24 protein-coding genes are annotated in these 22725 nt (G+C 71.1%); 13 read left to right on the top strand and 11 right to left on the bottom strand.

Translation table 11 applies throughout. The features are described 5' to 3' along the window. Positions 1-4: 4 nt before the first annotated feature. On the bottom strand, positions 5-799 hold the full coding sequence (locus DNK54_RS12675; protein ID WP_204164572.1) for a glycoside hydrolase family 25 protein: 795 nt from the start codon (positions 797-799) through the stop codon (positions 5-7). Positions 800-865: 66 nt separating this feature from the next. On the opposite strand from DNK54_RS12675, the gene DNK54_RS12680 reads away from it, so the two are divergent. Beyond that, a complete protein-coding gene (locus DNK54_RS12680) occupies positions 866-2173 on the top strand; it encodes an MFS transporter (protein ID WP_204164573.1) in 1308 nt (435 codons plus the stop codon). Between the two features lie 44 nt (positions 2174-2217). Here DNK54_RS12680 and DNK54_RS12685 read toward each other — a convergent pair whose 3' ends face one another. Continuing rightward, positions 2218-2718 carry a VOC family protein gene (locus DNK54_RS12685; RefSeq protein ID WP_110207330.1) on the bottom strand — a complete coding sequence of 167 codons (501 nt, stop codon included), beginning with the start codon at positions 2716-2718 and terminating at the stop codon, positions 2218-2220. A gap of 110 nt (positions 2719-2828) precedes the next feature. After that, on the bottom strand, positions 2829-3608 hold the full coding sequence (locus tag DNK54_RS12690) for a helix-turn-helix domain-containing protein (RefSeq protein ID WP_239460067.1): 780 nt from the start codon (positions 3606-3608) through the stop codon (positions 2829-2831). A gap of 119 nt (positions 3609-3727) precedes the next feature. On the opposite strand from DNK54_RS12690, the gene DNK54_RS12695 reads away from it, so the two are divergent. The 3 genes from DNK54_RS12695 to DNK54_RS12700 are packed head-to-tail and all read left to right on the top strand — an operon-like array spanning position 3728 to position 4957. Beyond that, a complete protein-coding gene (locus tag DNK54_RS12695) occupies positions 3728-4081 on the top strand; it encodes a nuclear transport factor 2 family protein (protein ID WP_110207331.1) in 354 nt (117 codons plus the stop codon). Positions 4082-4106: 25 nt separating this feature from the next. Beyond that, positions 4107-4289, top strand: a complete 183-nt coding sequence (locus tag DNK54_RS21150) for a hypothetical protein (protein ID WP_162602441.1) — start codon at positions 4107-4109, stop codon at positions 4287-4289. Next, a complete protein-coding gene (locus DNK54_RS12700) occupies positions 4286-4957 on the top strand; it encodes a hypothetical protein (RefSeq protein WP_110207332.1) in 672 nt (223 codons plus the stop codon). The genes DNK54_RS21150 and DNK54_RS12700 overlap by 4 nt, the downstream gene beginning before the upstream one ends. A gap of 8 nt (positions 4958-4965) precedes the next feature. On the opposite strand, the gene DNK54_RS12705 is transcribed toward DNK54_RS12700, so the two are convergent. Together DNK54_RS12705 and DNK54_RS12710 are read right to left on the bottom strand one after the other, a co-directional pair. Continuing rightward, positions 4966-5835 carry an SDR family NAD(P)-dependent oxidoreductase gene (locus DNK54_RS12705; RefSeq protein WP_110207333.1) on the bottom strand — a complete coding sequence of 290 codons (870 nt, stop codon included), beginning with the start codon at positions 5833-5835 and terminating at the stop codon, positions 4966-4968. A gap of 91 nt (positions 5836-5926) precedes the next feature. Then, a complete protein-coding gene (locus tag DNK54_RS12710; protein ID WP_110207334.1) occupies positions 5927-7264 on the bottom strand; it encodes a cytochrome P450 in 1338 nt (445 codons plus the stop codon). A gap of 105 nt (positions 7265-7369) precedes the next feature. Between DNK54_RS12710 and DNK54_RS12715 the strand changes: the two genes are divergently transcribed. Together DNK54_RS12715 and DNK54_RS12720 are read left to right on the top strand one after the other, a co-directional pair. Continuing rightward, complete coding sequence (locus DNK54_RS12715; protein ID WP_110207335.1) at positions 7370-8029, top strand: TetR/AcrR family transcriptional regulator; 660 nt, start codon at positions 7370-7372, stop codon at positions 8027-8029. After that, positions 8019-8858 carry an oxygenase MpaB family protein gene (locus DNK54_RS12720; protein WP_110207336.1) on the top strand — a complete coding sequence of 280 codons (840 nt, stop codon included), beginning with the start codon at positions 8019-8021 and terminating at the stop codon, positions 8856-8858. The genes DNK54_RS12715 and DNK54_RS12720 overlap by 11 nt, the downstream gene beginning before the upstream one ends. Positions 8859-8867: 9 nt before the next feature. Here the strand turns inward: DNK54_RS12720 and DNK54_RS12725 are convergent, their stop codons facing one another. Then, entirely contained in the window at positions 8868-10262 is a 1395-nt protein-coding gene (locus tag DNK54_RS12725) for a cytochrome P450 (RefSeq protein WP_204164575.1), read from the bottom strand. Further along, positions 10249-10566, bottom strand: coding sequence for a hypothetical protein (locus DNK54_RS12730; RefSeq protein WP_110207338.1), 318 nt, complete (start codon positions 10564-10566; stop codon positions 10249-10251). The genes DNK54_RS12725 and DNK54_RS12730 overlap by 14 nt, the downstream gene beginning before the upstream one ends. A gap of 182 nt (positions 10567-10748) precedes the next feature. On the opposite strand from DNK54_RS12730, the gene DNK54_RS12735 reads away from it, so the two are divergent. From DNK54_RS12735 to DNK54_RS12760, 6 genes are all read left to right on the top strand, one after another. Then, positions 10749-11966, top strand: coding sequence for a sensor histidine kinase (locus DNK54_RS12735; RefSeq protein ID WP_162602442.1), 1218 nt, complete (start codon positions 10749-10751; stop codon positions 11964-11966). Further along, positions 11963-12619 (top strand): response regulator transcription factor, encoded by a 657-nt coding sequence (locus DNK54_RS12740; RefSeq protein WP_110207517.1) that lies wholly within the window; start codon positions 11963-11965, stop codon positions 12617-12619. The genes DNK54_RS12735 and DNK54_RS12740 overlap by 4 nt, the downstream gene beginning before the upstream one ends. A 55-nt stretch (positions 12620-12674) precedes the next feature. Next, positions 12675-14516, top strand: a complete 1842-nt coding sequence (locus tag DNK54_RS12745; protein WP_110207340.1) for a penicillin-binding transpeptidase domain-containing protein — start codon at positions 12675-12677, stop codon at positions 14514-14516. Positions 14517-14637: 121 nt separating this feature from the next. Further along, complete coding sequence (locus DNK54_RS12750) at positions 14638-15420, top strand: putative protein N(5)-glutamine methyltransferase (protein ID WP_204164576.1); 783 nt, start codon at positions 14638-14640, stop codon at positions 15418-15420. A gap of 27 nt (positions 15421-15447) precedes the next feature. Next, on the top strand, positions 15448-16476 hold the full coding sequence (locus DNK54_RS12755; protein ID WP_110207342.1) for a GTP pyrophosphokinase: 1029 nt from the start codon (positions 15448-15450) through the stop codon (positions 16474-16476). A gap of 8 nt (positions 16477-16484) precedes the next feature. Continuing rightward, positions 16485-17000, top strand: coding sequence for a hypothetical protein (locus DNK54_RS12760; RefSeq protein ID WP_110207343.1), 516 nt, complete (start codon positions 16485-16487; stop codon positions 16998-17000). A gap of 61 nt (positions 17001-17061) precedes the next feature. Here DNK54_RS12760 and DNK54_RS12765 read toward each other — a convergent pair whose 3' ends face one another. Both DNK54_RS12765 and DNK54_RS12770 read right to left on the bottom strand, forming a co-directional pair. After that, entirely contained in the window at positions 17062-18000 is a 939-nt protein-coding gene (locus tag DNK54_RS12765; RefSeq protein ID WP_110207344.1) for a hypothetical protein, read from the bottom strand. A gap of 299 nt (positions 18001-18299) precedes the next feature. Next, positions 18300-19178 carry a M15 family metallopeptidase gene (locus tag DNK54_RS12770; RefSeq protein WP_239460068.1) on the bottom strand — a complete coding sequence of 293 codons (879 nt, stop codon included), beginning with the start codon at positions 19176-19178 and terminating at the stop codon, positions 18300-18302. A gap of 50 nt (positions 19179-19228) precedes the next feature. On the opposite strand from DNK54_RS12770, the gene DNK54_RS12775 reads away from it, so the two are divergent. Beyond that, complete coding sequence (locus DNK54_RS12775) at positions 19229-20734, top strand: adenylate/guanylate cyclase domain-containing protein (RefSeq protein ID WP_110207345.1); 1506 nt, start codon at positions 19229-19231, stop codon at positions 20732-20734. Between the two features lie 50 nt (positions 20735-20784). On the opposite strand, the gene DNK54_RS12780 is transcribed toward DNK54_RS12775, so the two are convergent. Next, a complete protein-coding gene (locus DNK54_RS12780) occupies positions 20785-21078 on the bottom strand; it encodes a chorismate mutase (RefSeq protein WP_204164577.1) in 294 nt (97 codons plus the stop codon). A gap of 114 nt (positions 21079-21192) precedes the next feature. Beyond that, positions 21193-22716, bottom strand: coding sequence for an SDR family NAD(P)-dependent oxidoreductase (locus DNK54_RS12785; RefSeq protein WP_204164578.1), 1524 nt, complete (start codon positions 22714-22716; stop codon positions 21193-21195). Positions 22717-22725 lie beyond the last annotated feature (9 nt).

The raw sequence follows: 22725 nt of genomic DNA on the forward strand, positions 1-22725 counted from the left end.
CCGGTCAGCGGCGCATGAGGTTGAGGTCCACCGGGCGCTGGATGCCGTCCACGCGGGCGGTCTGCGACTTCTGCCAGACCAGCCAGTTGCCGTGCGGCTCCCGGCTGCCGAGGCGGCGTACCCACTGGGGGCGGTCGAGCGCGGTCGCGATCCGGTAGCGGCGCTCAAGGTCGGGGAAGGCGTAGACGACGAGCTTGCGTCCCGTGCCTGCCTCGGCGACCCGGAGGAAGTCGCGCAAGCGCGCAAGGAGCTCGGCGCGGGTCGGCTCGCACGCCGGATCGAGCTCGACGTCCAGCGCCGGGGCCAGCCAGGTGGTGGCGTCGGACTGGTCGCCCACGACCTGCACGAAGCGCTCGGCCTGAGCCGCGCCGTCACCGCAGATCGAGAAGTAGTGGTAGCCGCCCACCTGGAGCCCGGCCTCGGCGGCGCGGCGGCGATGGTCGGCGTACGTCGGGTCGGTGTAGGTCGCGCCCTCCGTCGCCTTGAGCCAGACGAACTCGATGCCGTCCGCGGCGACCCGCTCCCAGTCGACCGGCCCCTGGTGGTGGGAGAGATCGATGCCGCGGGCCTGGCGCACCTCAGCCCGGAGCGTCACCGTGTCCTTGGAGAGGTCGGCGAGTGAGGACTCGGCCTGCGGCGCAGCCGCATGCAACTCGTTCTCCGGCACGGCGGCCGCCAGCTTGCGCGCGTCCGGGACCATCGTGGCGCGCTCGACCGGCTCCTTGCTTCGGGGCTCGTCGTCGGTCGACGTGCACCCGGCGAGCAGGATGGCGGCGAGGAGGAGGACGAAGAGACGCACCGGACAAACCTACCCACTCCGAGAATTCGGTTGGACCCAGGTCGAGGAGCCGCGGAGAATGCGGAGGTGAGTTCGAGCCCCGCCACCCTGCGCAACTTCTGGGACCAGCTTCCCACCCCCGGGCGGTGGCTCCTCGGCAGCACCGTCTTCCAGGTGCTCGGGCGCGGACTGACGCTCCCGTTCACGATCATCTATCTGCACGAGGTCCGTGACTTCAGCCTCGACGTGGCCGGTGCCCTGATGGCCCTGATCGGTGCGGTCGCCCTGGTGCTCACACCGCTGGCGGGCTACCTGACCGACCACTGGGGTGCGCGGCGGATGGTGATCATCGGCAGCCTCGCGCAGAGCATCGGAGTGAGTGTGCTCGCCTTCGCCGAGACGTTGCCGATCGTGATCGTAGGCATCACCTTCATCGGCATCTGCCAGGCCGGCGGCTGGTCGGCGTTCAACGTGCTGATCTCCTCGATCGTCGAGGGGCCGACACGGCAGCAGTACTTCGGCATCAACTTCGCGCTGATCAACCTGGGCATCGGTCTGGGCGGCGTGGTCGGTGGCATCTGGGCCGACGTCGACCGCCCGGAGACCTTCACCGCGATCTTCCTCGTCGACGCTGCCTGCATGCTCATCCCGGTGGCGCTGATGATGGGTCCGCTGCGTGAGGTGCACGGCCGCTCGGAGGCGCCGACGGACGAGACGGCGGCTGCGCCGACGCACTACTGGGCCCTGCTGCGGCGGCCCGGTGTGGCGCATCTGGTGCTGATCTCCCTGGTCTTCGCGTTCGTCGGGTACGGGCAGATGGAGGGCGGGTTCCCCGCCTACGCCCGCGGTGTCTCGGAGGTCTCGACCCGGGTCATCGGGTGGGCCTTCGCGCTCAACACCCTGGTGATCGTCTGTTTCCAGTTCTTCGTGCTGCGGCGGATGGAGGGCCATCGGCGCACTCGGGTGATGGTGGTGATGGCCGGCCTCTGGGCGCTGGCCTGGCTCGCGCTCGGGTTCACCGCTCCGGTCGCGGGGACGGCGGCCGCGGTCGTGCTGGTGATGGGCTACCACGCGGTCTTCGCGATGGGCGAGACGATGCTGCAGCCGACCCTCCCGGCGATCACCAACGACCTGGCGCCGGCGCACCTGCGCGGCCGCTACAACGCGCTCACCGCCGGTGCGTTCCAGGTCGGCGCGGTGGTGGCGCCGCTCTCCGCAGGCTTCCTGCTCCGCCACGACCTCGGCATGGTCTTCATCGGCACGCTCCTGGTCGGCTGTGGCCTGCTCGGCCTCTCCGCGCTACGACTGGAGCGGAAGATCAGTCCCGCTGTCAACGGCCTCTCCGGCGGCCCGGTGTCGCTGCCGCCGGAGCCTCCCGTCCCCGCCGCACCCTGACGACGGGATGCGGTCACCGCGCTGCTCGGCGTACGGCGGGTCGCTCAGGGGGCGCCGTCGTACGCCGCCTGCAGCGCCGGGCCGTCCAGCGGCACCAGCTTGGTGTCGAGCATCGCCTGCATGGCGCGAGCGGCTCCCTCGGTGTCGGGACCGGTCATCAGCCCCATCAGGTTCGCGGGGACCAGCTGCCAGGAGAAGCCCCACTTGTCCTTGAGCCAGCCGCAGTAGCTGGGCTCGCCGCCGTCGGCGATCAGCGCGTGCCAGACGCGCTCCAGCTCGTCCTGCTCCTCGAAGTCGATCTCGAGGGAGACCGCCTCGTTGGGCACGAAGACCGGCTTGCCGTCGGCGCCCGGCCCGCCGTTGATCCCGACGAACCGCATGCCGAGGATCTCGAACTCCACCGTGAGCGGCTGGCGGACGCCTGTCGGGTCGGCCGGACCCTCGCCGAAGGTGGTGAGCACGGTGCCGCCGAAGATCTCGGTGTAGTAGGCGGCTGCTTGCGCCGCCTCATGGGTGAACCACAGGTTGGGGACGATGCGCTGCATGGGTGCCTCCTCGATAGCGGGTGTCGAAGTGTCGACCTCCGGGGAGCGCCGGATTCATCGCTCCTGCCGCCGGATCGCCGCCTCCGGGCGGCGCGCCACTTCGAGGCGGGTCAGCCGCCGAGCACGCGCCGGGTGTGGTCGTCGGCCGGAAGGAATGTCTCCAGATGCAGGGCGTCGAGGGTGATGTCTGCCGGACCCTCGATCCGGCTCGCCACGCTGAACATCCGCAACGGAGCGTCGTCGGTGGCCAGCTCCAGCAACACCACCGGGTCCACCGGACGGCCGGCGGCGCGCTCGTCGCCCCCGGGGTAGGCGTCGACCTCCGCGCGCAGCGCGACCAGCCGCGGGTCGCCACCGGAGTGGCCGATGCGCTGCTCGAGCTGGTGCAGCAGGTGTGCCCGCCACGTGGCCAGGTTGCGGATCCGCGGCGCCAGGCCGCCCGGGTGCAGCGCCAGCCGGATCACGTTGACCGGCGGCTCCAGCAGCGCTGGGTCGCAGCCGGCGAGCAACGCCTGAATGGGTTCGTTGGCATCGACGATCTCCCAATGGTCGTCCATCAGCAGCGCCGGAAAGGGCGCATGCGCGTCGAGCAGGGCGCGCAGCCCGGCCAGCACCGACGAGAGGTCGGCATCGTCGAGGCCGCGCTGGGGGTGCCGCGGCGCGAAGCCGGCGGCCAGCAGGAGACGGTTCTGCTCCCGCATCGGCACCTCCAACACGTCCGCGAGTCGCAGGATCATCTCCGGTGTGGGTCGGGAGCGACCGTTCTCCACATAGCTGAGGTGCCTGGTGCTCACGTCGGCTCGGGTCGAGAGCGCGAGCTGGCTCAGGGAGCGCAGCTCCCGCCAGCGGCGCAGCTCGCTGCCCACGAGGGCCGGGGGCGTCAGGGTCACGCATCGAGCGTAGGGCGCCAAGCGCGCACCGGGCCATGACCTCGGAGGTCATCGACGCAGGTCCCGGCCTCCGGCGAAGGTCGTCTCGACCCATCCCGTCCGATCCGAAGGAGAGCACCATGAACGAGATCGTCACCCGCTACCTGGCCACCTGGAACGCCTCCGACGCGGCGACGCGCGACGAGCTCCTCGAGCAGTACTGGGCGCCGGAGTGCGTCTATGTGGATCCCCTCGCCGAGGTGGCGGGCCGCGCCGCCGTCGGTGCCACCATCGCCGCCGTGCAGGGCCAGTTCCCCGACTTCGTCTTCAGCCAGGTCGGCGCCGTCGACGCCCACCACGGCCAGCTCCGCTTCCAGTGGGGCCTCGGCCCTGCCGACGCCGAGCCCGTCGTCATCGGCTTCGACGTCGTCGTGCTCGACGCGGAGCAACGCATCCAGGACGTGCGCGGCTTCCTCGACAAGGTGCCGGCCTGAGCGGCCGGATGCGGAAGGAGTGGAGATGAGGATCGGACGCACCCAGGCGGTGATCCGGGCGGAGCCGCTGCGGGCCCGCGCGACGAGTGACGGCGTACGACGGGGGGCGGGGGCCGCGGGATCGTCACCGACCGCACCCATCACCGGACCGGCTCCCGCGCCTGAGGCGGGGCCGGTGGAGATCCGACCCGATCGGGTGCCGGCGTGAGCGCGGTCGAGCCGCTGATCGCGGGCACCGTGGTGGGGTTCCGGCAGTTCCGTCTCGACAGCGCCGGCCGGTTGCTGCCGTTGCACGCGGGCTCCCGGGCGTGGGATCCGGCCGGCACTGAGGCAGCGTGTGCCCGCCACCCCGGGCACCGACCGCCGGTGGCCGAGTGCAGCTGTGGGCTCTATGCCTGGCACCACGCGGCGGACGCGCTCTCGCGCTGCGACGACGACACCACGGTCGTGGCGGCGGTGCGAGCACACGGCCGGGTGCTGCTCGGTGAGCACGGGTTGCGGGCGGAGCGTGCCGAGGTGGTCGCGCTCTGCTTGCCGGCCCGCTGGACCGCCCGACGCCGCGCGCGAGTGGCGGCGCAACTCCGGGCCGCCCACCCCGAGGTCGCCCTCCACACCTCGCCACGCACCTTCCGCCGCGCGTACGCCGCCGAGCCGCTCGACGCCCTCGGCGTGCGCACCCGCCCCACCGCGCACGCCCGGCTGGCCGCTGCCGTCCACGTGCCGTGGGTGCTCGGCGTGGTGGCGCTCTATTCGGTGGTCGTGTGGCCGCCGGCGCTGGACCGCGTGATGGCGTCCGGCGGCTGGGCGGTGCTGCTGGCTGTGTTCGTGCTGTGGCAGGCGTGGCTGGTCAGTCACGCCCTGGACGACGACGCGTGAGGGTTTCGTCAGCGGGTCACCCGGTTGAGGTACTCCTTGCGCGCCTTCTCGTCGGTGCGGGTCAGGATCTGGTCGTTGATGCCGCCCATCTTCGCGAAACGGCGCTTCAGCGGGAGCGGCATCAGGTCCTGGGAGCGCAAGGCCCGGCCGAGCGACTTCGGCACGACCAGGCGCGGGTGCGAGCGCCCGGACTCCAGCGCCATGACCACGGCCGAGGCCACGTCTTCGGGCTCGATCATCGACTCGATGCCGACCTTCTTGCCCAGCACCGTGAACTCCGCCCGGGTGTCCAGGCCGGCGGTGAGCTCGGTGTTGACTGCGCTCGGGAGCACGGTGGTGATCCGCACGCCGGTTGCCTCGAACTCCGCGGCGATCGCCTCGCCGTACATCACCATCGCGGCCTTGCTCGCGTTGTAGGTGGAGAGGCCGGGCACGGCGACGATCCCCATCGTGGAGGCGAGGTTCACCAGATGCCCCCGGCCGCGCGGGACCATCCGGCCCAGGGCGCGCTTGGAACCCCACATCATGCCGAGCACGTTGACTTCGAAGACCGCCCGCGTGGTGGCGTCGCTCTCTTCGAGCAGGGGTCCGGTCGGCATGATCCCGGCGTTGTTGACGAAGGCGTCGAGCGGGCCGAGGTCGCCCTCGACCTGGTCGAGGAAGCTGTCGAACGCCGCTGGATCGGTGACGTCGAGGACATGCGTGAGCACCGACCCGAGCTCTGCTGCCGCGGCATCGAGGGCGGCGGCGTCGACATCGCTGATCGCCACCTTCGCGCCCTTGGAGACCAGTTGGCGGGCGATCTGGAACCCGATGCCCCGTGCGGCGCCGGTGACGGCGACGACGTGTCCGGTGAGGGCGACGGCGGGGGACTTCATGGGGACTCCTCGATAGGTCGGCTGGGGACAATCTGCCAGTTCGTGTGCGACTTCGCGCGGGTTCGCGGGGTGTCTGGGCGCAGTGCGTCCGTCAGAGCGGGGCCAGGTGGACCGGCAGACCGTCCTTGGGCTTCGGCAGGGAGAGGCGGTCGACGGGCATCACGTAGCCGTCGGGGACCGACCAGCGGAACTCGCGCAGCATCCGGTGCACGACCGACTTCACCTCCATGCCGGCGAAGAACATGCCGATGCACTTGTGCACGCCGCCCCCGAAGGGGAGATACGCGTGGCGGTGCACCTGATCCTCGCGACGATCGGCGGCGAACCGCTCGGGGTCGAAGCGCTCCGGCTCCGGCCAGAGCTCCTCGCGCATGTGCAGGTGCTGGATCGGCACGGTGACCAGCGACCCGCGGGGCACGAACCGGCCGAGCAGCTCGGTGTCGCGGATCGCCCGCCGCGCCAGCGCCGGCACCGGCGAGATCATGCGCATCGACTCCTTCATCACCAGATCGAGTGAGGTGAGGCTGTCGAGGTCGGCCAGCGTCGGTGCGTCGCCGAGTGCCAGGGACTCCTCCCGGCAGCGCTCCTGCCACTCGCTGTGCTTGGCCAGGTGGTAGGCCATCGTCGTGATGGTCGTCGTCGAGGTGTCGTGGGCGGCCATCAGCAGGAAGATCATGTGGTTCAGCACGTCCCGCTCGGCGAACCGCTCGCCGTCCTCGCCGCGCGCCTGGCACAGGCCGTGCAGGAGGGTGTCGCCTTCGGCGTCGCGCGCCGCCCGGATCACCGGGAGCAGGTACTCCTCCAGCCGGGCTCGCGCAGCCAGCCCCCGCGACCAGCGCAACCCCGGCACCGGCCGCCGTACGACGGAGGTCCCGGCGCGCACGCACGCCTCGAAGTCCTGCATCACCTCCCGGGCCTCCAGGCCCGCAGGCAGTCCCATGAACGTGCGGGTGGCGATCTCCAACCCCAGGTTCCGTACGGCGGGGCTCAGCTTGATCTCTCCCCGCGGCCAGGCGGCGATCGCCTCGGCGCTGGTGGTCTGGAGTCCGGCGAGATAGCTCTCCAAACGGGGCCGCACGAACGCCTGCTGCATGATGTGCCGGTGCCGGTGGTGCTCTTCGCCGTCGAGCAGCATCAGGCCGCGTTCGAAGAACGGGCCGATGAAGAAGGACCAGCCGGGGCCGCTGGCGAAGCTCTTCTCCTTGTTGGCGAGCACGACCGCGACCGCATCGGGATCGGCGGCGACGACGAAGGTCTGTCCGACGGCCCGGCTGAAGTAGACCGATCCGTAGGTGCGATAGAAGCTGTCGTCGGTCATCCATCGACCGTTGAGCATGTCGAGCGTGCGACCGAGGATCGGCAGTCCGGGCGACCCGGGGATCGGGTCGAGACCGGCCGCCGTCGCGGCGCGGGTGGCGAGCAGGGCCATCGGGGCACCTCCTGAACACGACGTGCCGCCGAACCTAGATTTGATAACGTTCGTTGTCAATCATGGTCCCGCGATAGTCGGGCCCGCATCGGACGGAGGTGGCGGATGAGCGAGAGTGCGCACGCCGACGGGCGCTCCTATGGTGGACGCACCGCTGCCGAACGCCGCGCAGAGCGACGCGCCGCCTTGATCGAGGCGGGTCTCGACGTCCTGGCCGAGCAGGGGCTCACCGGGATCGGTGTCCGCGCGGTCTGCCACCGCTCGGAGCTGACCGCCCGCTACTTCTACGAGTCCTTCCCCGGCATCGACGATCTCCTCGAGGCGATCAGCGCGCAGGTCGGCGCCGAGGTCGCTGCCGCGGGCCTGGCCGGCCTCCGCTCGGTGCCCGACACCCCCGACCGCCCGGAGCGGGAGGTGCTGGCGGATCGGGTGCGCGCCTGCAACGCGGCCGCCTTCGACCTGGTGCTGGACGACCCGCGCAAGGCGACGGTGGTCGCTCTGGGTGCGGGCCACGCCCGGATGGCCGCCGCGCGGCAGCGGTTGCTGCTCGACTATGCGGACCTCGTGGTCAGTCAGGCCGCCGTCGTCGCACCGGCCACCGCCGGCCGTCTCGGCCGAGCCACCGCGATCCTTCTGGTGGGGGGTGCGGTCGAGCTCGTCACAGCGGTGCTCACCGGAGCCGTGGAGCTCTCTCGCGACGACCTCGTCGATCACACCACCGAGATCTTCCTGACCGTCCTGGGAGGCGCTGATCATGACCGTTGAACACTCCGGCGTCGAGCTGGGCCCCGACTCCGTGCTCGGCAGGCTTGCTGCCGATCCCCGTATCGGCTTCACCGGCTTCTCCGCCGGAGTGCTGCAGCTGATGCACCCCGCGGTGAGTGCGGGGGTGCTGGACCACTCGGAGTTCTTCAGCGATCCGTTCGACCGGATCTACCGCTCGATCCCCCGGATCGTGAACTCGATCGTTGCGCCAGACAGTCGAGAGCGGGCGGTCCGGGTGCGCGACTACCACCGTGACATCAAGGGCCTCGACGCGCACGGACGGCGCTACCACGCGCTGGATCCCGACGTGTACTGGTGGACTCACGCCACCTTCGTCTGGGCGTTCCTCGCCGCTGCAGACCGTTTCCATCCGCGTCCGCCGACCGGCGCCGAGCGCGAGCGGTACTACGCCGAGTCGTTGGAGTGGTGGCGCCGCTATGGCCTCTCCGACCGGCCCGCGCAGCCGGATCTGGCGTCCTTCGAAGCCGACTTCGAACGCATCTGCCGCGACGAGCTGGAGTGGACCAAGGCGGCCCGCATCTCGATGAAGGTGAAGCGGATCGAGGTGGCCGGCTTCTCGCGGCGTCTCAACCGCGCCGCCTCCGTGCCCGGCGCCCCCTTGGTCCGCCTGTTGATCACCGGTGGCCTGCCGGCCGTCGTGCGCGACCGGTTCGACATCGCCTGGTCAGGATCGGAGCAACGGACGTACGACGCCGTAGCGCTCGCGGTGCGCACCGGCGGCCGACTCGTGCCCGACCAGGCCGCCGTCGACTACGGTCTGCGGCTGATGGCCCGGCTCGAACGCACCACCAGCCTCGTCAAGGAGTGAGGCGCCTGCTCAGCGCATGACCGGCCCGCGCATCACCACCTGGGACGAGCGCGACCGGAGTGCGACGGGCAGGTGCTCGTGACCGCGCAGGATCCGGGTGCTGCGGCGTACGGGACGTCCGGCCAGGCTCAGGTCGGGGAAGCGCTCATAGAGGCTGCGGAGCGCGACCCCGGTCTCCAGCCGTGCTAGTCCGGCACCCAGGCAGAAGTGCACCCCGGCCGAGAGCGAGAGGTGCTGGTCGGCGTTCTCCCGGGTGACGTCGAAGCGATGCGGCTCGGTGAAGACCGCGGGATCCCGGTTGGCGCCGGCCAGGATGACCACGACGCCCTGGCCGGTCGCGACAGGCTCGCCGCCTACCTCGGTGTCGACATAGGCCTGGCGGAGCGTGCTCTGCACAGGCGGGTCGTAGCGCAGCACCTCTTCGACCGCATTGGCCCAGCGCGCCGGATCGGCGAGGACGATGTCGCGCTGGTCGGGGTGGGCGTCGAGCTGCACCACGGCGTTGCCGATCAGGTTGACCGTGGTCTCGAAGCCGGCCCCGAGCAGGAGCAGGGCCAGCGAGCGCAGCTCTACGCGACTCAACAGCTCGGCGTCGTCGCTGGTGACGAGCGTCGAGAGCAGGTCGTCACCTGGATCCGCGGCCAGGCGATCGAGATGCACCTCGAACCAGGAGTGGAGGTCGCGCACCGCGCGCTGGGCGCTGCGGTAGGCGGGCCACGGCAGCCCTGGGTCGAGCAGGACGGCGGCGCGGTTGCCGAGCTCGAGCAGGCGGGCGTGCTCCCGCTCGGGGATCCCGAGCAGGTCGGCGATCACCGCGACCGGGAGCCACGAGGCGTAGGCGTCGACCAGGTCGATGGTCGCCTCGTCCCGGCGCTCGAGGTCGTCGAGGAGCCGATCGGCCACCTCGACGACCCGCTCCTCCATGCGCGCCACCGCGCGGGCGGTGAACGCCCGGGAGACAAGGCGTCGGATGCGGTGGTGATCGGGAGGGTCCAGCGCGAGCAGCGAGGGCGGGTCGATCGGCCCGGGGGATTCGTCGTCGATCAGGCGCAGCACCAGCCGTTGCGCGGCCGGTGGCAAGTGGCCCAGGCCGCCGGCCACCCCGAAGTCGTCGGAGCGCAACACCGCGTTGCCGACCGCGTGATCGACCGTTCCGGTGATGAGGCGGCCACGGTGGAGGGGACCGCGAGTCCGGATCTCCTCCAGGCGCGGGAACGGATCAGCAGCGACCGCATCGTCGACGAGGAGGCCGGCGATCAGGTCGCCCTCGCGGGCCGCCCGGCGGAGGAGAGCGCGTGAGGCTCCGTGGTCGACGGCCCAGACACCCCAGTCGCGGGTCACGAGCGCAGGCGCGGAACGGGTCCAGGCCGCTCGGCTGCGGGAGCTCCCGTCAGGCCGACGCACGGAGCGACTCCGTCGACCCGAGGCTCGGCTGCGCGGACGAGCGCAGCACCCGCAGGACCGCGCGGTGCCGCTGGGCGAGCTCGCGATGGGTCTCCACCAGCTCCTCCTCGCTCAGGTCGGGATCGAGCTGGGCCTGCCGGGCGACGCGGATCCGGTGCACCAGGGCCGTCCGGAGGCCGTCTGGGTCGCCGAAAACCGAGGCGTACTCCTCGCGCCAGGGCAGCTGGCCGTCGTCGTGGCGGGCGATGGTCTCCTCGACCTCGCGCAGCAGCTGCCAGCGACGGTGCGTCTCGTGCCAGGACATCTGCGTCTCCTTCGCTCGGCCTGGATCCCAGGCTCGGGTCCCGCGGTCTCCCGGTGGTGGCCGCGTCGTTGTCGATGACGCTAGGCCCCGACGTCGACACCGGGCATCGCCCCACGGAAGGCACTTCGACTCCTACCACGGTAGGAAGCAAGAGCGGTGGTCCGCGTCCTACGCTGGTCGGCATGGCTGTCCGCGCCCCTCGCGTCGCGCTGCTGCTGCGCGATCGCATCGAGTCGGGTGGAGTGCAGCGCGGCCTCATCTATCCGTGGTGGATCGCGCTCTCGTGCGCGGTCCTGAGCACCGGAGCGGCGGCGCTCGGTGTGCTGCAGCGCGACCTGCTCGCCGATCCGCGACCGATGCTGCTGGCGCCGGTGCTGGTGCTCCTGCCCTACCTGCTGCAGTTCAGCCAGGACCGCTGGGTGCCCTGGTGGGTCACTCTAGGACTCACCGGGGCCGGAGCCGCCTGGCTGCTCACCGACGGCCTCGCCGGCGCCTACGACCTGGTCCCGGCCGTGCTGGCCGTCGTCGTCGCGGGGGTCACCGCCACCGACGGTCTCCGGATAGGGGCTGTCTCCGGCGGCATCGCGCTCGTGCTCCTGGTCGCCATGCTGTCGCTGGAGATGGCGACGGCCTTCTACGGTCTCGAGGTGGTGCTCGGGTTCTTCGTGGGCGCGATGCTGCGCTGGCAGATGCGTGCGCTCGTCGCCGAGCACGCGGCCCGGGAGGAGGACCGAGAGCGTGCGGTGCTCGCCGAGCGCCAACGGATCGCCCGCGAGGTGCACGACCTCGTCGCCCACTCACTCAGCGTCACGATGCTGCACGTCACGGGTGCGCGCCGCGCCCTCGCCGACGACGAGCCCGACGTCGCCGACGCGATCGAGGCGCTGGGTGACGCCGAACGCATCGGCCGGCAGGCGATGGCCGAGATCCGGCGTACCGTCGGCCTCCTTGCGGAGGGAGAGGAGCAGCGCCACCCACTGCCTGGCGCTGCCGACATCCCGTCGCTGATCGACGACGCCCGGACGGCGGGGGTCGACATCGCCCTGACCTGCGAGGGCGACCTGGCGTCGCTGCCACCTACGGTCGGACTGGGCGTCTATCGCATCGTGCAGGAGTCGGTGGCCAATGCCGTCAAGCACGCCGCAGGCCGGCCGGTGACGGTGGAGCTGGTCGCGCGGAGCGCATCGACGCGGCTCTCCGTGCGCAATCCCCTCGACGAGCGGCGGCGCTCCGACGGCCGGGGCTCGGGGCTGGGCGGGATGCGTACCCGCGCCGAGCAGCTCGGCGGAGTGCTGACGGCAGGGCCGAGCAACGGGAGCTGGCTGGTCGACCTCACGGTGCCGCACCGGGGCGGAGGCACACCCCACCGGGGCTGCGTCGTACGCAGGGGGTGGAGGTGAGCACGGCGGTGCGGGTGCTCCTCGTCGACGACCAGGAGCTGGTCCGGTCGGGGCTGCGCCGGATCCTGCGGCTCCGCGACGGGTTCGAGATCGTCGGCGAGTGTGGTGATGGCGACGAGGTCCCCGAGGCGCTTGCTGCGGGCGGCGTGGACGTCGTGGTGATGGACCTCCGCATGAAGCGGGTCGACGGCATCGAGGCGACGCGCCGGGTGCGGGCGCTGCCTGCCGGTCCGCCGGTCCTCGTGCTCACCACCTTCGACGACGACGCGCTCCTCTCTGGGGCGCTCCGCGCCGGGGCAGCGGGCTTCGTGCTCAAGGACTCTCCCGCGGAGGACCTGATCCGGGCGGTGCGCACCGTCGGCGAGGGTGAGTCCTGGCTGGACCCGGCGGTCACCGGGCGGGTCCTGGCCGGCTATCGCGGTACGCCGCAACCGGCGCCGGCTGCCGGCGTCGACCTGACCGGGCGCGAGGCCGAGGTGCTGATCGCGATGGCCCGGGGACGCACCAACGCCGAGATAGCCGAGTCGCTCTTCATCAGCGAGCTGACCGTCAAGAGTCATGTCGGCCGCATCTTCACCAAGCTGGACGTGCGCGACCGGGCCGCGGCGATCGTCTGGGCCTTCGACCACGGGTTGGTACGGCCGGGCGGCTGACCGGCGCTCGTCGTGCCGCCGGTCGGGTGCCGGGGGTGGCTGCCATGATCGGGACATGTTCGCTCGGGCCTCAGCTCTGCTCCTTCTCGTCTGCGTCGCGGTGACCGCCTGCAGCGACTCCAGCGACCCCGGTCCGGTCGCCGACCGGCTGGCCGAAGGGCTCACCGCAGGCAACCTCGCGGAGGTCCCCTTCGAGGGCGACGCCGGTGCCTACGCCGAGATCGTGGGCGACCTCGACGTGCCCGTGCGAGTGCGGGTCGCCGGCGTCGAGCAGGAGGACGACGTGGCGACCGCGGAGCTCAGCTGGGAGTGGGAGCTCGGGCGCGACTCCTGGCACTACACGACCAAGGCCGAGCTGGTGGAGAGTGGCGACGACTGGCGGGTCCGCTGGGATCCGGCGCTGGTGGAGCCGTCCCTGCGGGAGGGCGAGACGCTCACGCTGCGCACCACACAGCCGCGGCGCGCGGACGTCATCGGGCGCAGCGGCCAGCGCATCGTCACCGAACGCGACGTCGTGCGGCTCGGTCTCGACAAGTCGAAGATCGACAAGGGAGAGACCCGCACGAGTGCGCGCCGGATCGCCGAGCTGGCCGGCGTCACACCCGGCCCCTACGTGAAGCGTGCGGTCGCCTCTGGCGACAAGGCGTTCGTCGAGGCGATCGTGCTGCGGGCCGAAGACGCCAAGGAGCGGATCCCGGCCGCCTTTGCGAAGGTCCCGGGTGCGGTGAGCCTCGGCACGACGCGTCCTCTGGCGCCGACCAAGGAGTTCGCGGCTCCGCTGCTGGGCTCGGTAGGCGAGGCGACGGCCGAGCTGATCGAGAAGTCCGACGGAGCCCTGAGCGCCGGCGACGTGGTCGGACTCAGCGGCCTGCAGGCGCGGTACGACGCCCAGCTCCGTGGCACTCCGGGTGTGCGGGTCACCGCAGGCGAGGGCGAGCGGGAACGGGTTCTCCACGAGTCCGATCCCGCCCAGGGAGAGCCGCTGGAGCTGACCCTCGACGTCGATCTCCAGGAGCGTGCCGAGCGGGTGCTGGCCGACGTCGGCCCCGCCAGTGCGATCGTCGCCGTCGATCCGAGCACCGGCGATCTGCTGGCGGCTGCCAGCGGGCCGGGCGGCGACGGCAACAACACCGCGACCTACGGCCGCTACGCGCCGGGCTCGACGATGAAGGTCGTCACCGCGCTTGCCCTGCTCCGCGCCGGCCTCACGCCGGAGTCGGTGGTGGACTGCCCGGCCACGACCGTCGTCGACGGCAAGACCTTCAAGAACTACGACGACTATCCGGCCTCCTCGCTCGGCCGGATCACCCTGCGCGAGGCGGTGGCACAGTCGTGCAACACCGCCTTCATCTCCCTGGTCGACAAGCTCGACGACAAGGCGCTCACGCAGGCGGCTGCTGCGCTCGGCCTCGGGGTCGACCACGATCTCGGCTTTCCTGCCTACTTCGGCCAAGTGCCCGCTCCGGAGGGCGAGACCGAGAAGGCGGCCGACCTGATCGGTCAGGGCAAGGTGCTGGCCTCGCCGATGGCGATGGCCACGGTGGCGGCCTCGGTGCGAGCCGGCCACACGGTGCTGCCTCGCCTCGTCGTCGGTCACCGCGTCGAGCCGGTCGCCCCGGAGGTGCCGCTGACCAAGGCCGAGGCAGCCGCCCTGCGTGGCCTGATGCGAGCGGTCGTCACCGAGGGATCCGGCCGGTTCCTCGGCGGGCTGGGCGACCTGGGTGCCAAGACGGGCACTGCCGAGTACGGCACCCCCGACGCCTCCGGCGCGCTGCCCACCCACGTGTGGATGGTCGCCCAGCAGCCGCGCCTCGCGGTCGCCGTCTTCGTGGAGACGGGCGCCTCCGGCTCCAGCACCGCCGGCCCCCTGCTGCGCGAGTTCCTCACCTCTCCGTAGCGCTCCGCCTCGCCCGCGGCAACGCGGAGTGGTGGTCGCTCACCAGGCCAAGAACGTCGATTTTCGACAACAGCACCGCACAAGTCGGGCACCGACTATGACCCATGCCACACTGACGCGGATGGACGACGTGGTGGCTGCCCTGCGCTCAGCGGGTTGCGTGTGGGCCGAGGAGGAGGCCGAGCAGCTCCGCAGAGCCGCGCTCGACCAGGCCGTCCGCACCGGTGAGGTCGCTGCCTCCCTGCTGCGTCGGCTCGTCGCCCGACGTGTCGCCGGGGAGCCGTTGGAGCACGTGGTCGGACGGGTGCGCTTCGCGGGCATGACCCTCCTCGTGACGCCGGGTGTCTTCGTCCCCAGGCGGCGGACCGAGCATCTCGCGGAGCTGGCCGTCGAGCGGGCCCGGCCCGGTTCGGTGATCGTGGAGCTCTGCAGCGGGGCCGCGCCCGTGGCTGCCGCCGTACTCGCAGCCGAGCAGGAGGCGGTCGTGCACGCCGTCGACAGCCATCCCGCGGCAGTGGCCTGCGCGGAGCGGAATCTGCGTGACGGCCATGCCCATCGCGGGGATCTGTACGGCGGACTGCCGCGGCTGCTCCGCCGTCGGGTCGACGTGGTGGTGGCCAGCCCGCCGTACGTGCCGAGCGACGAGGTGTCCCTGATGCCCCGTGAGGCGCGGATCTACGAGGAGCGTGCCGCCCTGGACGGGGGCTCCGACGGTCTCGACCTCCACCGACGGATCCTCGCCGAGGCCCCGCGATGGCTCGCACCGGGCGGTCAGGTCCTGCTGGAGTGCGCGGCACGACAGGCCGGCGCGCTGACCGATCTCTTCCGGGAGCATGGCTTCAGCCCGGAGATCGCCCGCGACGAGGAACGGGAGGCGACCGCGGTCGTCGCCCCGCTGCTCTGAGCACGACCGTTCTGACAAGGTAGGAGCATGCAGCGCACGCCACCCCTGACCGAGGCCGTGCAGAAGTACGCCGCCCGCCAGGACGAGTTGAAGGTCGCGACCGGCCACTGGATCGAGCACGTGCGCTCGCTGCTCGACGAGGCGGGCATCAACTACCTCTCGGTCACCGGGCGCACCAAGACGGTCTCCTCCTTCGCCGCCAAATCCTCACAGGAGGTCGACGGCGTACGTGTCTATGACGATCCGCTCACCCAGATCACCGACCAGATCGGCGTTCGCGTGATCACGTACGTGCACAGCGACGTCGCCGCGGTCGCCGATCTGCTGGCCGCGACGTTCACGGTGCTCGACGACCGCGACCTCGGCCAGGTGACGGCCAGTCAGGGGCGTTTCGGCTATTCGAGCAGGCATCTGCTGCTCAGCCCGGACCCGGAGCACGCCACGATGGTCATGCTCGAGCAGCTCGGGGGACAGCCGGCCTCCGTGCAGCTGCGGACCGTGCTCCAGCACGCATGGGCCGAGTTCGAGCACGACATCCGCTACAAGGGCCAGGTCCCCGAGGAGCACGCCACCGACCTCGACCGCCGCTTCACTCTGGCCGCTGGGCTGCTCGAGCTCGCCGACCGCGAGTTCTCGATGATCCGCGACCGGCTGCGTGGTGACCTGACGCAGCCCGCGATCGGTGCGGAGCCCGGGGCCGCCGCAGAGCCTGCGGAACGCATGGATGCCATGGCGTTGGCCACCTTCCTCGGCTCCCGCTACCTCGAGGCGGGCTGGTCGCGCACCGACCACTACGACTGGATGGCCGGGCTGTTGGCGGAGCTGGGCATCACCTCGCTCGACCAGCTCCGCGGCCTGATCACCACCATCGACGACGCCGCCATCGCCGCCCGGATGGGCTACAAGTACCCGCCAGGCGCCGTACGCCGACTCGATGACGCGCTCCTCGCCGTCCACGGCACGCGGTACGCCGACCTGCCCGGCAACGCGCACCGCCGCGACGCCCTTCTCGCGCGGCTCGAGAAGCTGGTCGCCGACGACCCGACCGGCGCCTGAAGGGAGCCATGATTCTGCGCGGTGGCTTGGCCGGTTTGGTGGCGCTGGTGCTGTTGGTGCTCTTCCAGGCAGGGGATGGGGACGGCTCGGATGGCGTGAGCTGGTTCGGCTCCGGCTCGCTGACGGGACAGAGCAGACCGGGCCACGACTTCGGGTTCGGCGGCGTGCTGCGCAACGACGGCGATCGATCGATCACGCTGCGCTCCGCAAGCTTCGTTGGCGACGTACCGCCCCAGCAGGGACTGCTGCGGGAGACACTCGTCTTCGACCTCGGGAACGCGGGCTTCGGTCCGGGCGGAGCCTGGTGGCCCGATGAGGAGCTCCGTCCCTACACCCGTCCGATCGACGGGTACGTGGTGCGGCCCAGCGAAGAGGTCGGTCTGGTCTTCGTCGTCGAGATCCGCGGGGCCGGGCCGATGACCTGGACCGAGGGAACGGTGACTTATGAGCGCGACGGCGAGCGGCGCTCGGTGCAGGGAAGGCTTGGGCTCACGCTCTGCCCCATGACCCGAGGCTGCGGCTGAGGCGTGGTGGTGTCGCGCTTCGATGGAGTGAACAGGCTGAGATTCGGGACGAGAGCAGCCCTCACGCTCCATCGTGGCGAGCTACCACGGTGGGTGCGTCCGCCAGGACCCTCGTCCGCCGAGCACTGCTCAGCAGCCCGAGGCGGATACGGAAGCGTTCGGCGAGGTCGGGCGCGGGCCCGTTGGGTCCATGCAGCTCCCATCTCTGCTCGACCTGTGCGTTGGCAGCACGCCCCACCGCATCGCGGAAGCGCTGCGCCACGAGCTCGCGTCGAGCGAGCTCTCCGCCGACGACCGAGACCACCTCGAGCCCGTGATTGCGCAGACCGCCCTCGCGGGTGAGGTCGCGACTGCGGGCGCGTGCACCGAAGTGGTGTGCGCCCTCGTACTCGGCAGCAACCCCCACCTCCGGACAGATCAGATCGGGCCGCCCCAGAAAGCGCCCGCTGAGGTCGTGGACGGGTACGTTGCACATCGGCGTCGGTAGCTCCGCGTCCAGCAGCCAAGCCAGACGCATCGCCGTCTCTGGAGGGGACTCTGCGCCAGCCATGCTCAGAGCGAAGGCCTGCCGGACGAGAGGAAGGCCCGGCGTGCGTGGCACGGAGGCCAGCCAGGCCTCGAACCGTTCCGACGTGGTCAGCTCCGCGAACAACACCATGTCGATTGCTGCGGCGCCGTCGCGGACGTTGCCACGACGCAGGACCTCGTCGAAGAGTGACCGATGGATGTTCAGGCAACGTACGCCGTGTCGTACGACGATCTCGTCGGGAAAGGTGTGACAGCGATCGAGGAGGACACCCGGCCGAGGAGACAGGCGTCGTGCTGGACCGATTCGTATCTGCACCGGCAACGCTCCGCCGTCGGCGGTTGCGCCCTCGAACCAGCGCGCCCCGGCCAGGTGCAGGCTCGCCCAACCCGTCACGCCGGCGTCCCCGCCGACCCGGGTCGCGGCCTCCAGGATCCGCTGGCCCGGCTGATCGGCACACGCGTTCGTCGGCACGAAAAGACCGTGGCCGATGGCTCGCCAGTGCGGTCCGCGCGCAGCGCCCCTGGTGGGCCCGGTGCGTCCTGCCGGGTCGATGTGCCGAGGCAGGGTGAGCCGAGGCCGTCCGATTCTCGGTGGCGGATGGATGCGGTGCCAACCCGGCCCCGGGACCATTGACGAGGACATAGGACGAGACTGGCGCAACCGCCGCCCCGCCGCCTCCGCTCATCCACAGGGCTCGGGTGGCTCGATGGAGTGAACGGGCTCTGTTCTTGCGCCGCGACAGCCCTGACGCTCCATCGAGCGCCGGTCCGTCAGCGGTTGTTGGCGGAGAAGTGCTGGTAGTCCTTCAGCGTGCGCCAGCTCCCGCCCCAGCCCCAGCCGATCCGGGCGAAGGCCCGCACGACGGGGCCGTCCGCGGTGATCATGCCCGGGCGGACGTCGTTGCGGTCGAGGTAGGAGCGGGCCAACTCGGGGAGCACGACCTGGCCCTTCTCATACGGATTCTGGAACGGGTTGAGGTCGATCGCCAACCCGTAGGCGTGCTCGCTGTAGGAGGAGCCGCCGGTCACGGGCCGGCAGTTGAAGGCCCCGGTGTCGTTGCCGTCGCCGGTCGGTGCGGCGTCCCGCTCGGCCACCGTGGTGATCGCCATCTGCTCCATCGGGAAGTGCGCCTTCCACAGGTCGCCGAAGACCTGCACCACCTCGTCGGCGACGCTCGAGTTGACCAGCAGCTCCCCGGTATGACGGACGTCGTCGAAGCCCCAGAACGTCACCCGCACCCAGGCGAGCTGTTCGGCGCGCACCGGGCAGGCTCGGTTCCACGTGGAACGGGCGATCACCTCCGCCGGTGCGGGGTCGACGACCTTGGAGCGGAACCCGGTGCCGGGCAGCATCGGCAGGCTGTCGGGCAGAGTGAAGCGCCGCTGTCGGAGGGCCGGCGGCGTGGTCAAGACGGTCGCCCCCTCCGGCAGCACCCGGGTGCCCAGCCAGGCCGGAGGCACGGTCCCCGGAGCAGGTACGTCGTCACTCTGCTCGTCGCTGCCGGACGACGGTGAGGTGGGGGCCGTCGTTCCTTGCGTGCTCGGTGGAGTGGTGGGGGAGGCGGGTGACGGCGTACCGCCGGGGGTGCTGCCGGTCGAGCAGGCGGCCAGCAGGCACAGGAGCACCAGGGCGGTGACGAGGGAACGCACATCACGAGCGTAGGACGCCGTGCCAGGAGTGCTGCCACTACTGTTGCGCCGTGGCAGGACGACCGACGCGCTTCCGTTCGTGGCGCGCCCGACTCGCGATGAGCGTCGGCATCGTGGTGATCAACCTGCTCGGCACGGTGCTGGTCTACTGCCTGGCCGCGTGGGTGGTGCCGATCCCCGACGTGGACGACGAGTTCCGGCTCCGCATCGCCAACCTGATCGGGGCGGCGATCTATGTAGGCACCGCCGTGACGGCCGGCATCGTCTTGCTCAACGTGTCGCTCACGCCGATGGTGCAGTGGATCCGGGCGGGGGCAGACCCCGAGCATCGGGGCCGGCGAACGGTCTTGCGTGCGCCGCGTCGGATGGCGATCTGGCACGGGTCCGCCTGGACGCTCGCCGCGATCGCTTTCGGTGCGCTGAACGCGACGGTGAGCATCCGGCTCGGCGTCGACGTGCTGTTGATCGTGGCGCTGGCCGGGTGGTCGACCTCGGCCTTCGCCTACCTGGCCGCGGAGCGGGTGCTGCGCAGCTTCGCCCGGCAAGCGCTGGAGGGGAACGCCGCCCTGCCCCGGCCGCGGAGCTCGGTCTGGCGGGCGATGTCGAGCTGGGGCCTGGGGTCCGGCGTGGTCCTGCTCGGCTCCGTGCTGGTCGGGCTCTTCGCCCTCGTCGACGACCAGGACGCCTCGGTCCGGAGCCTGGCGGTCACGATGCTGGTGCTCGGCTGCATCGGCCTCGGGGTCGGGGGGCTGGCCGCGTTCCTCGGTGCCAAGGCGAGCGCCGACCCGCTGCGCGGTCTGCGTCAGGGAGTGCAGCGGATCGAGAAGGGTGACTACGACGTCACCATCCCGATCTACGACGCAACCGAGATCGGGCACCTGCAGGCCGGCTTCAACCGGATGGCTGCCGGTCTGGCCGAGCGCGAGGAGATCCGTGAGCTCTTCGGCCGCCACGTCGGTGAGGATGTCGCCCGCAACGCACTCGCGCGCGGGGTGTCGCTCGGCGGCGAGAGCAGGCACGTGGCGGTGCTGTTCGTCGACATCATCGGTTCCACCACGATCGCGGAGCGGCGCGACCCGACCCAGGTCGTCGACCTGCTCAACCGGTTCTTCGCCGTCGTGATCGATGTGGTCGAGTCACACCACGGCTGGATCAACAAGTTCGAGGGCGACGCAGCGCTCGCCGTCTGGGGCGCCCCCGACGAGGTGCCCGGCATGGAGACCCACGCGCTCCGCGCGACCCGCGTGCTTGCCGAACGGCTTCGAGCCGAGGTGCCTGAGCTGCGCGCCGGCGTCGGTGTCTCTGCCGGCCGGGCGGTCGCTGGCAACATCGGCGCCGCTCGCCGCTCCGAGTACACCGTGATCGGCGATCCGGTGAACGAGGCGGCTCGCCTCACCGACCTGGCCAAGGAGTACCCGGGTCTGGCGCTGGCGCGCTACGACCTGGTCGAGGCCGCCGACGCCGAGGAGGCCGAGCACTGGCAGGCGGAGCAGCCGGTGCTGCTGCGCGGCCGCAGCGAGCCGACCCCCGTCGCCACTCCCCACCGCGCCGAGTGAGCGCGAATCACGTGTTGAGTGAGCGCGAATGACGCGTCGTAGGTGGGCGATCAGGAGCTTTCGGACTCCGCGATCCGCTCGTGGTGGTGGATCACCTCGGCGATGACGAAGTTGAGGAACTTCTCCGCGAAGACCGGGTCGAGCCCGGCGTTCTCCGCCAGCGTCCGCAGGCGTGCGACCTGACGCTCCTCGCGAGCCTTGTCGGCCGGGGGAAGCCCCAGCTCCGCCTTCAGTACGCCGACCTGCTGCGTGCAGCGGAACCGCTCGGCAAGCAGGTGGATCAGGGCAGCGTCGATGTTGTCGATGCTCTGGCGCAGGCGGAGCAACTCGGGCGGGGTCGTCACGGTGGAGGAGTCTACGGCGGCGCTCCGGCGCACCCGCCGACTTGGTGGTGAGTCGTCGATTCCCGGAGCCCGTTCGACTGGTTCGTCACACCCGGAGCAGCCGGGAGCGGGCCCTCACCAGGGTGAGGGCGCGTAGTCCTTCACGAAGCAGCCGTAGAGATCCTCGCCCGCCTCACCGCGGACGATCGGGTCGTAGACGCGTGCCGCGCCGTCGACCAGGTCGAGCGGTGCGTGCCAGCCCTCGGCGGCGATGCGCAGCTTCTCCTGGTGCGGCCGCTCATCGGTGATCCACCCGGTGTCGACGGCTGTCATCAGAATGTTGTCGGTCTCGAACATCTCGCCCGAGGAGGTCCGCGTCATCATGTTGAGCGCAGCTTTGGCCATGTTGGTGTGCGGGTGGCCCGGCCCCTTGTAGCGACGTGAGAACTGCCCCTCCATCGCAGAGACGTTCACGACGTAGGCGCGCCGGGCCCCGCGGCGTACGGCCTCGCGCATTGCCGGACGCAGCCGGGAGACGAGCAGGAACGGCGCGATGGAGTTGCAGAACTGCACCTCGAGCAGCTCCAACGGGTCGACCTCGTCGACGACCTGGGTCCAGGAGTTGTTGGTCTGGGTGTCGGGCAGCAGTCCGCCCGCGTCGACGGCGGTGCCGGCCAAGTGCGCCTCCAACGAGGCGTGCCCTGCCGTGAGTGCGAGCGCGGTGAGCGAGGCGGCGCTCTGGGCGGCCAGGGCTGCCTCCACCGACTCTCCGTCGTGGTGGGCGACCGCGTGCTGCTCCAACGCACCGGCGATCGCCGCCGGGTGGGCCTCGCTGATCCGGTCGAAGGTGATCATCTCCGGCAGCTCCAGCCCGGACTCCAATGGCAGCAGGGGAGCCGACTCCATCTCGACGAGCTGGGAGTAGGCGCCGGGGGAGCGGCGTACGGTCTGGCAGGCGTTGTTGATCAGGATGTCGAGCGGTCCCTCGGCGGCGACGTCGTCGGCCAGCGAGATCACCTGCGTCGGGTCGCGCAGGTCGATGCCGACGACCTTGAGCCGGTGGAGCCAGTCTCCCGAGTCCTCGAGGCTGGAGAAGCGGCGTACGGCGTCCTTGGGGAAGCGGGTGGTGATGGTGGTGTGCGCGCCGTCACGGAGCAGGCGGAGGGCGATGTACATGCCGATCTTGGCGCGGCCGCCGGTGAGCAGCGCGCGTTTGCCGGCGAGGTCGGTGCGCTGGTTGCGCTTCTGGTGCGACATCGCTGCGCACGAGGGGCAGAGCCAGTGGTAGAACGCGTCGACGAGCGTGAAGTCCTGCTTGCAGATGTAGCAGCCGCGCGCGGTGATCAGCTCGCCGGCGAACGCGCCCTCGGCGGTCGAGACCAGCGGGATGCCAGCAGTCTCGTCGTCGATGCGCATCGCCGATCCGGTCGCGGTCTTCTCGATGATCTCCTGATCGTGGCGCTGGCGCTCCAGGCGGATCTCGGCGCGGCGCGACTTCTTGATCAGCTTGTACATGTACGACGCCGCGCGCTTCATGGTGCGCACGTCGTCGTGGTCGGGATGCAGCTGCGGGATCTGCTGGAGCACCTTGATCGCGATCGCCAGCTCGTCGGGGTCGATCCGGTCGAGCTGGGCGTCGGTGGGCTGCGAGTCGGGCACCGGGCGATT

The sequence above is a fragment of the Nocardioides daejeonensis genome, from assembly GCF_003194585.1.
In the GTDB taxonomy this organism is placed as follows: domain Bacteria; phylum Actinomycetota; class Actinomycetes; order Propionibacteriales; family Nocardioidaceae; genus Nocardioides; species Nocardioides daejeonensis.

What these genes read in the sequence shown, in the direction of transcription:
- DNK54_RS12715 (WP_110207335.1), top strand. Translation starts at nt 7,370, where the DNA reads ATGAGCGAGAGTGCGCACGCCGACGGGCGCTCCTATGGTGGACGCACC.
- DNK54_RS12755 (WP_110207342.1), top strand. Translation starts at nt 15,448, where the DNA reads ATGCAGCGCACGCCACCCCTGACCGAGGCCGTGCAGAAGTACGCCGCC.
- DNK54_RS12750 (WP_204164576.1), top strand. Translation starts at nt 14,638, where the DNA reads ATGGACGACGTGGTGGCTGCCCTGCGCTCAGCGGGTTGCGTGTGGGCC.
- DNK54_RS12695 (WP_110207331.1), top strand. Translation starts at nt 3,728, where the DNA reads ATGAACGAGATCGTCACCCGCTACCTGGCCACCTGGAACGCCTCCGAC.
- DNK54_RS12710 (WP_110207334.1), bottom strand. Translation starts at nt 7,264, where the DNA reads ATGGCCCTGCTCGCCACCCGCGCCGCGACGGCGGCCGGTCTCGACCCG.
- DNK54_RS21150 (WP_162602441.1), top strand. Translation starts at nt 4,107, where the DNA reads ATGAGGATCGGACGCACCCAGGCGGTGATCCGGGCGGAGCCGCTGCGG.
- DNK54_RS12720 (WP_110207336.1), top strand. Translation starts at nt 8,019, where the DNA reads ATGACCGTTGAACACTCCGGCGTCGAGCTGGGCCCCGACTCCGTGCTC.
- DNK54_RS12705 (WP_110207333.1), bottom strand. Translation starts at nt 5,835, where the DNA reads ATGAAGTCCCCCGCCGTCGCCCTCACCGGACACGTCGTCGCCGTCACC.
- DNK54_RS12730 (WP_110207338.1), bottom strand. Translation starts at nt 10,566, where the DNA reads ATGTCCTGGCACGAGACGCACCGTCGCTGGCAGCTGCTGCGCGAGGTC.
- DNK54_RS12745 (WP_110207340.1), top strand. Translation starts at nt 12,675, where the DNA reads ATGTTCGCTCGGGCCTCAGCTCTGCTCCTTCTCGTCTGCGTCGCGGTG.
- DNK54_RS12685 (WP_110207330.1), bottom strand. Translation starts at nt 2,718, where the DNA reads ATGCAGCGCATCGTCCCCAACCTGTGGTTCACCCATGAGGCGGCGCAA.
- DNK54_RS12735 (WP_162602442.1), top strand. Translation starts at nt 10,749, where the DNA reads ATGGCTGTCCGCGCCCCTCGCGTCGCGCTGCTGCTGCGCGATCGCATC.
- DNK54_RS12760 (WP_110207343.1), top strand. Translation starts at nt 16,485, where the DNA reads ATGATTCTGCGCGGTGGCTTGGCCGGTTTGGTGGCGCTGGTGCTGTTG.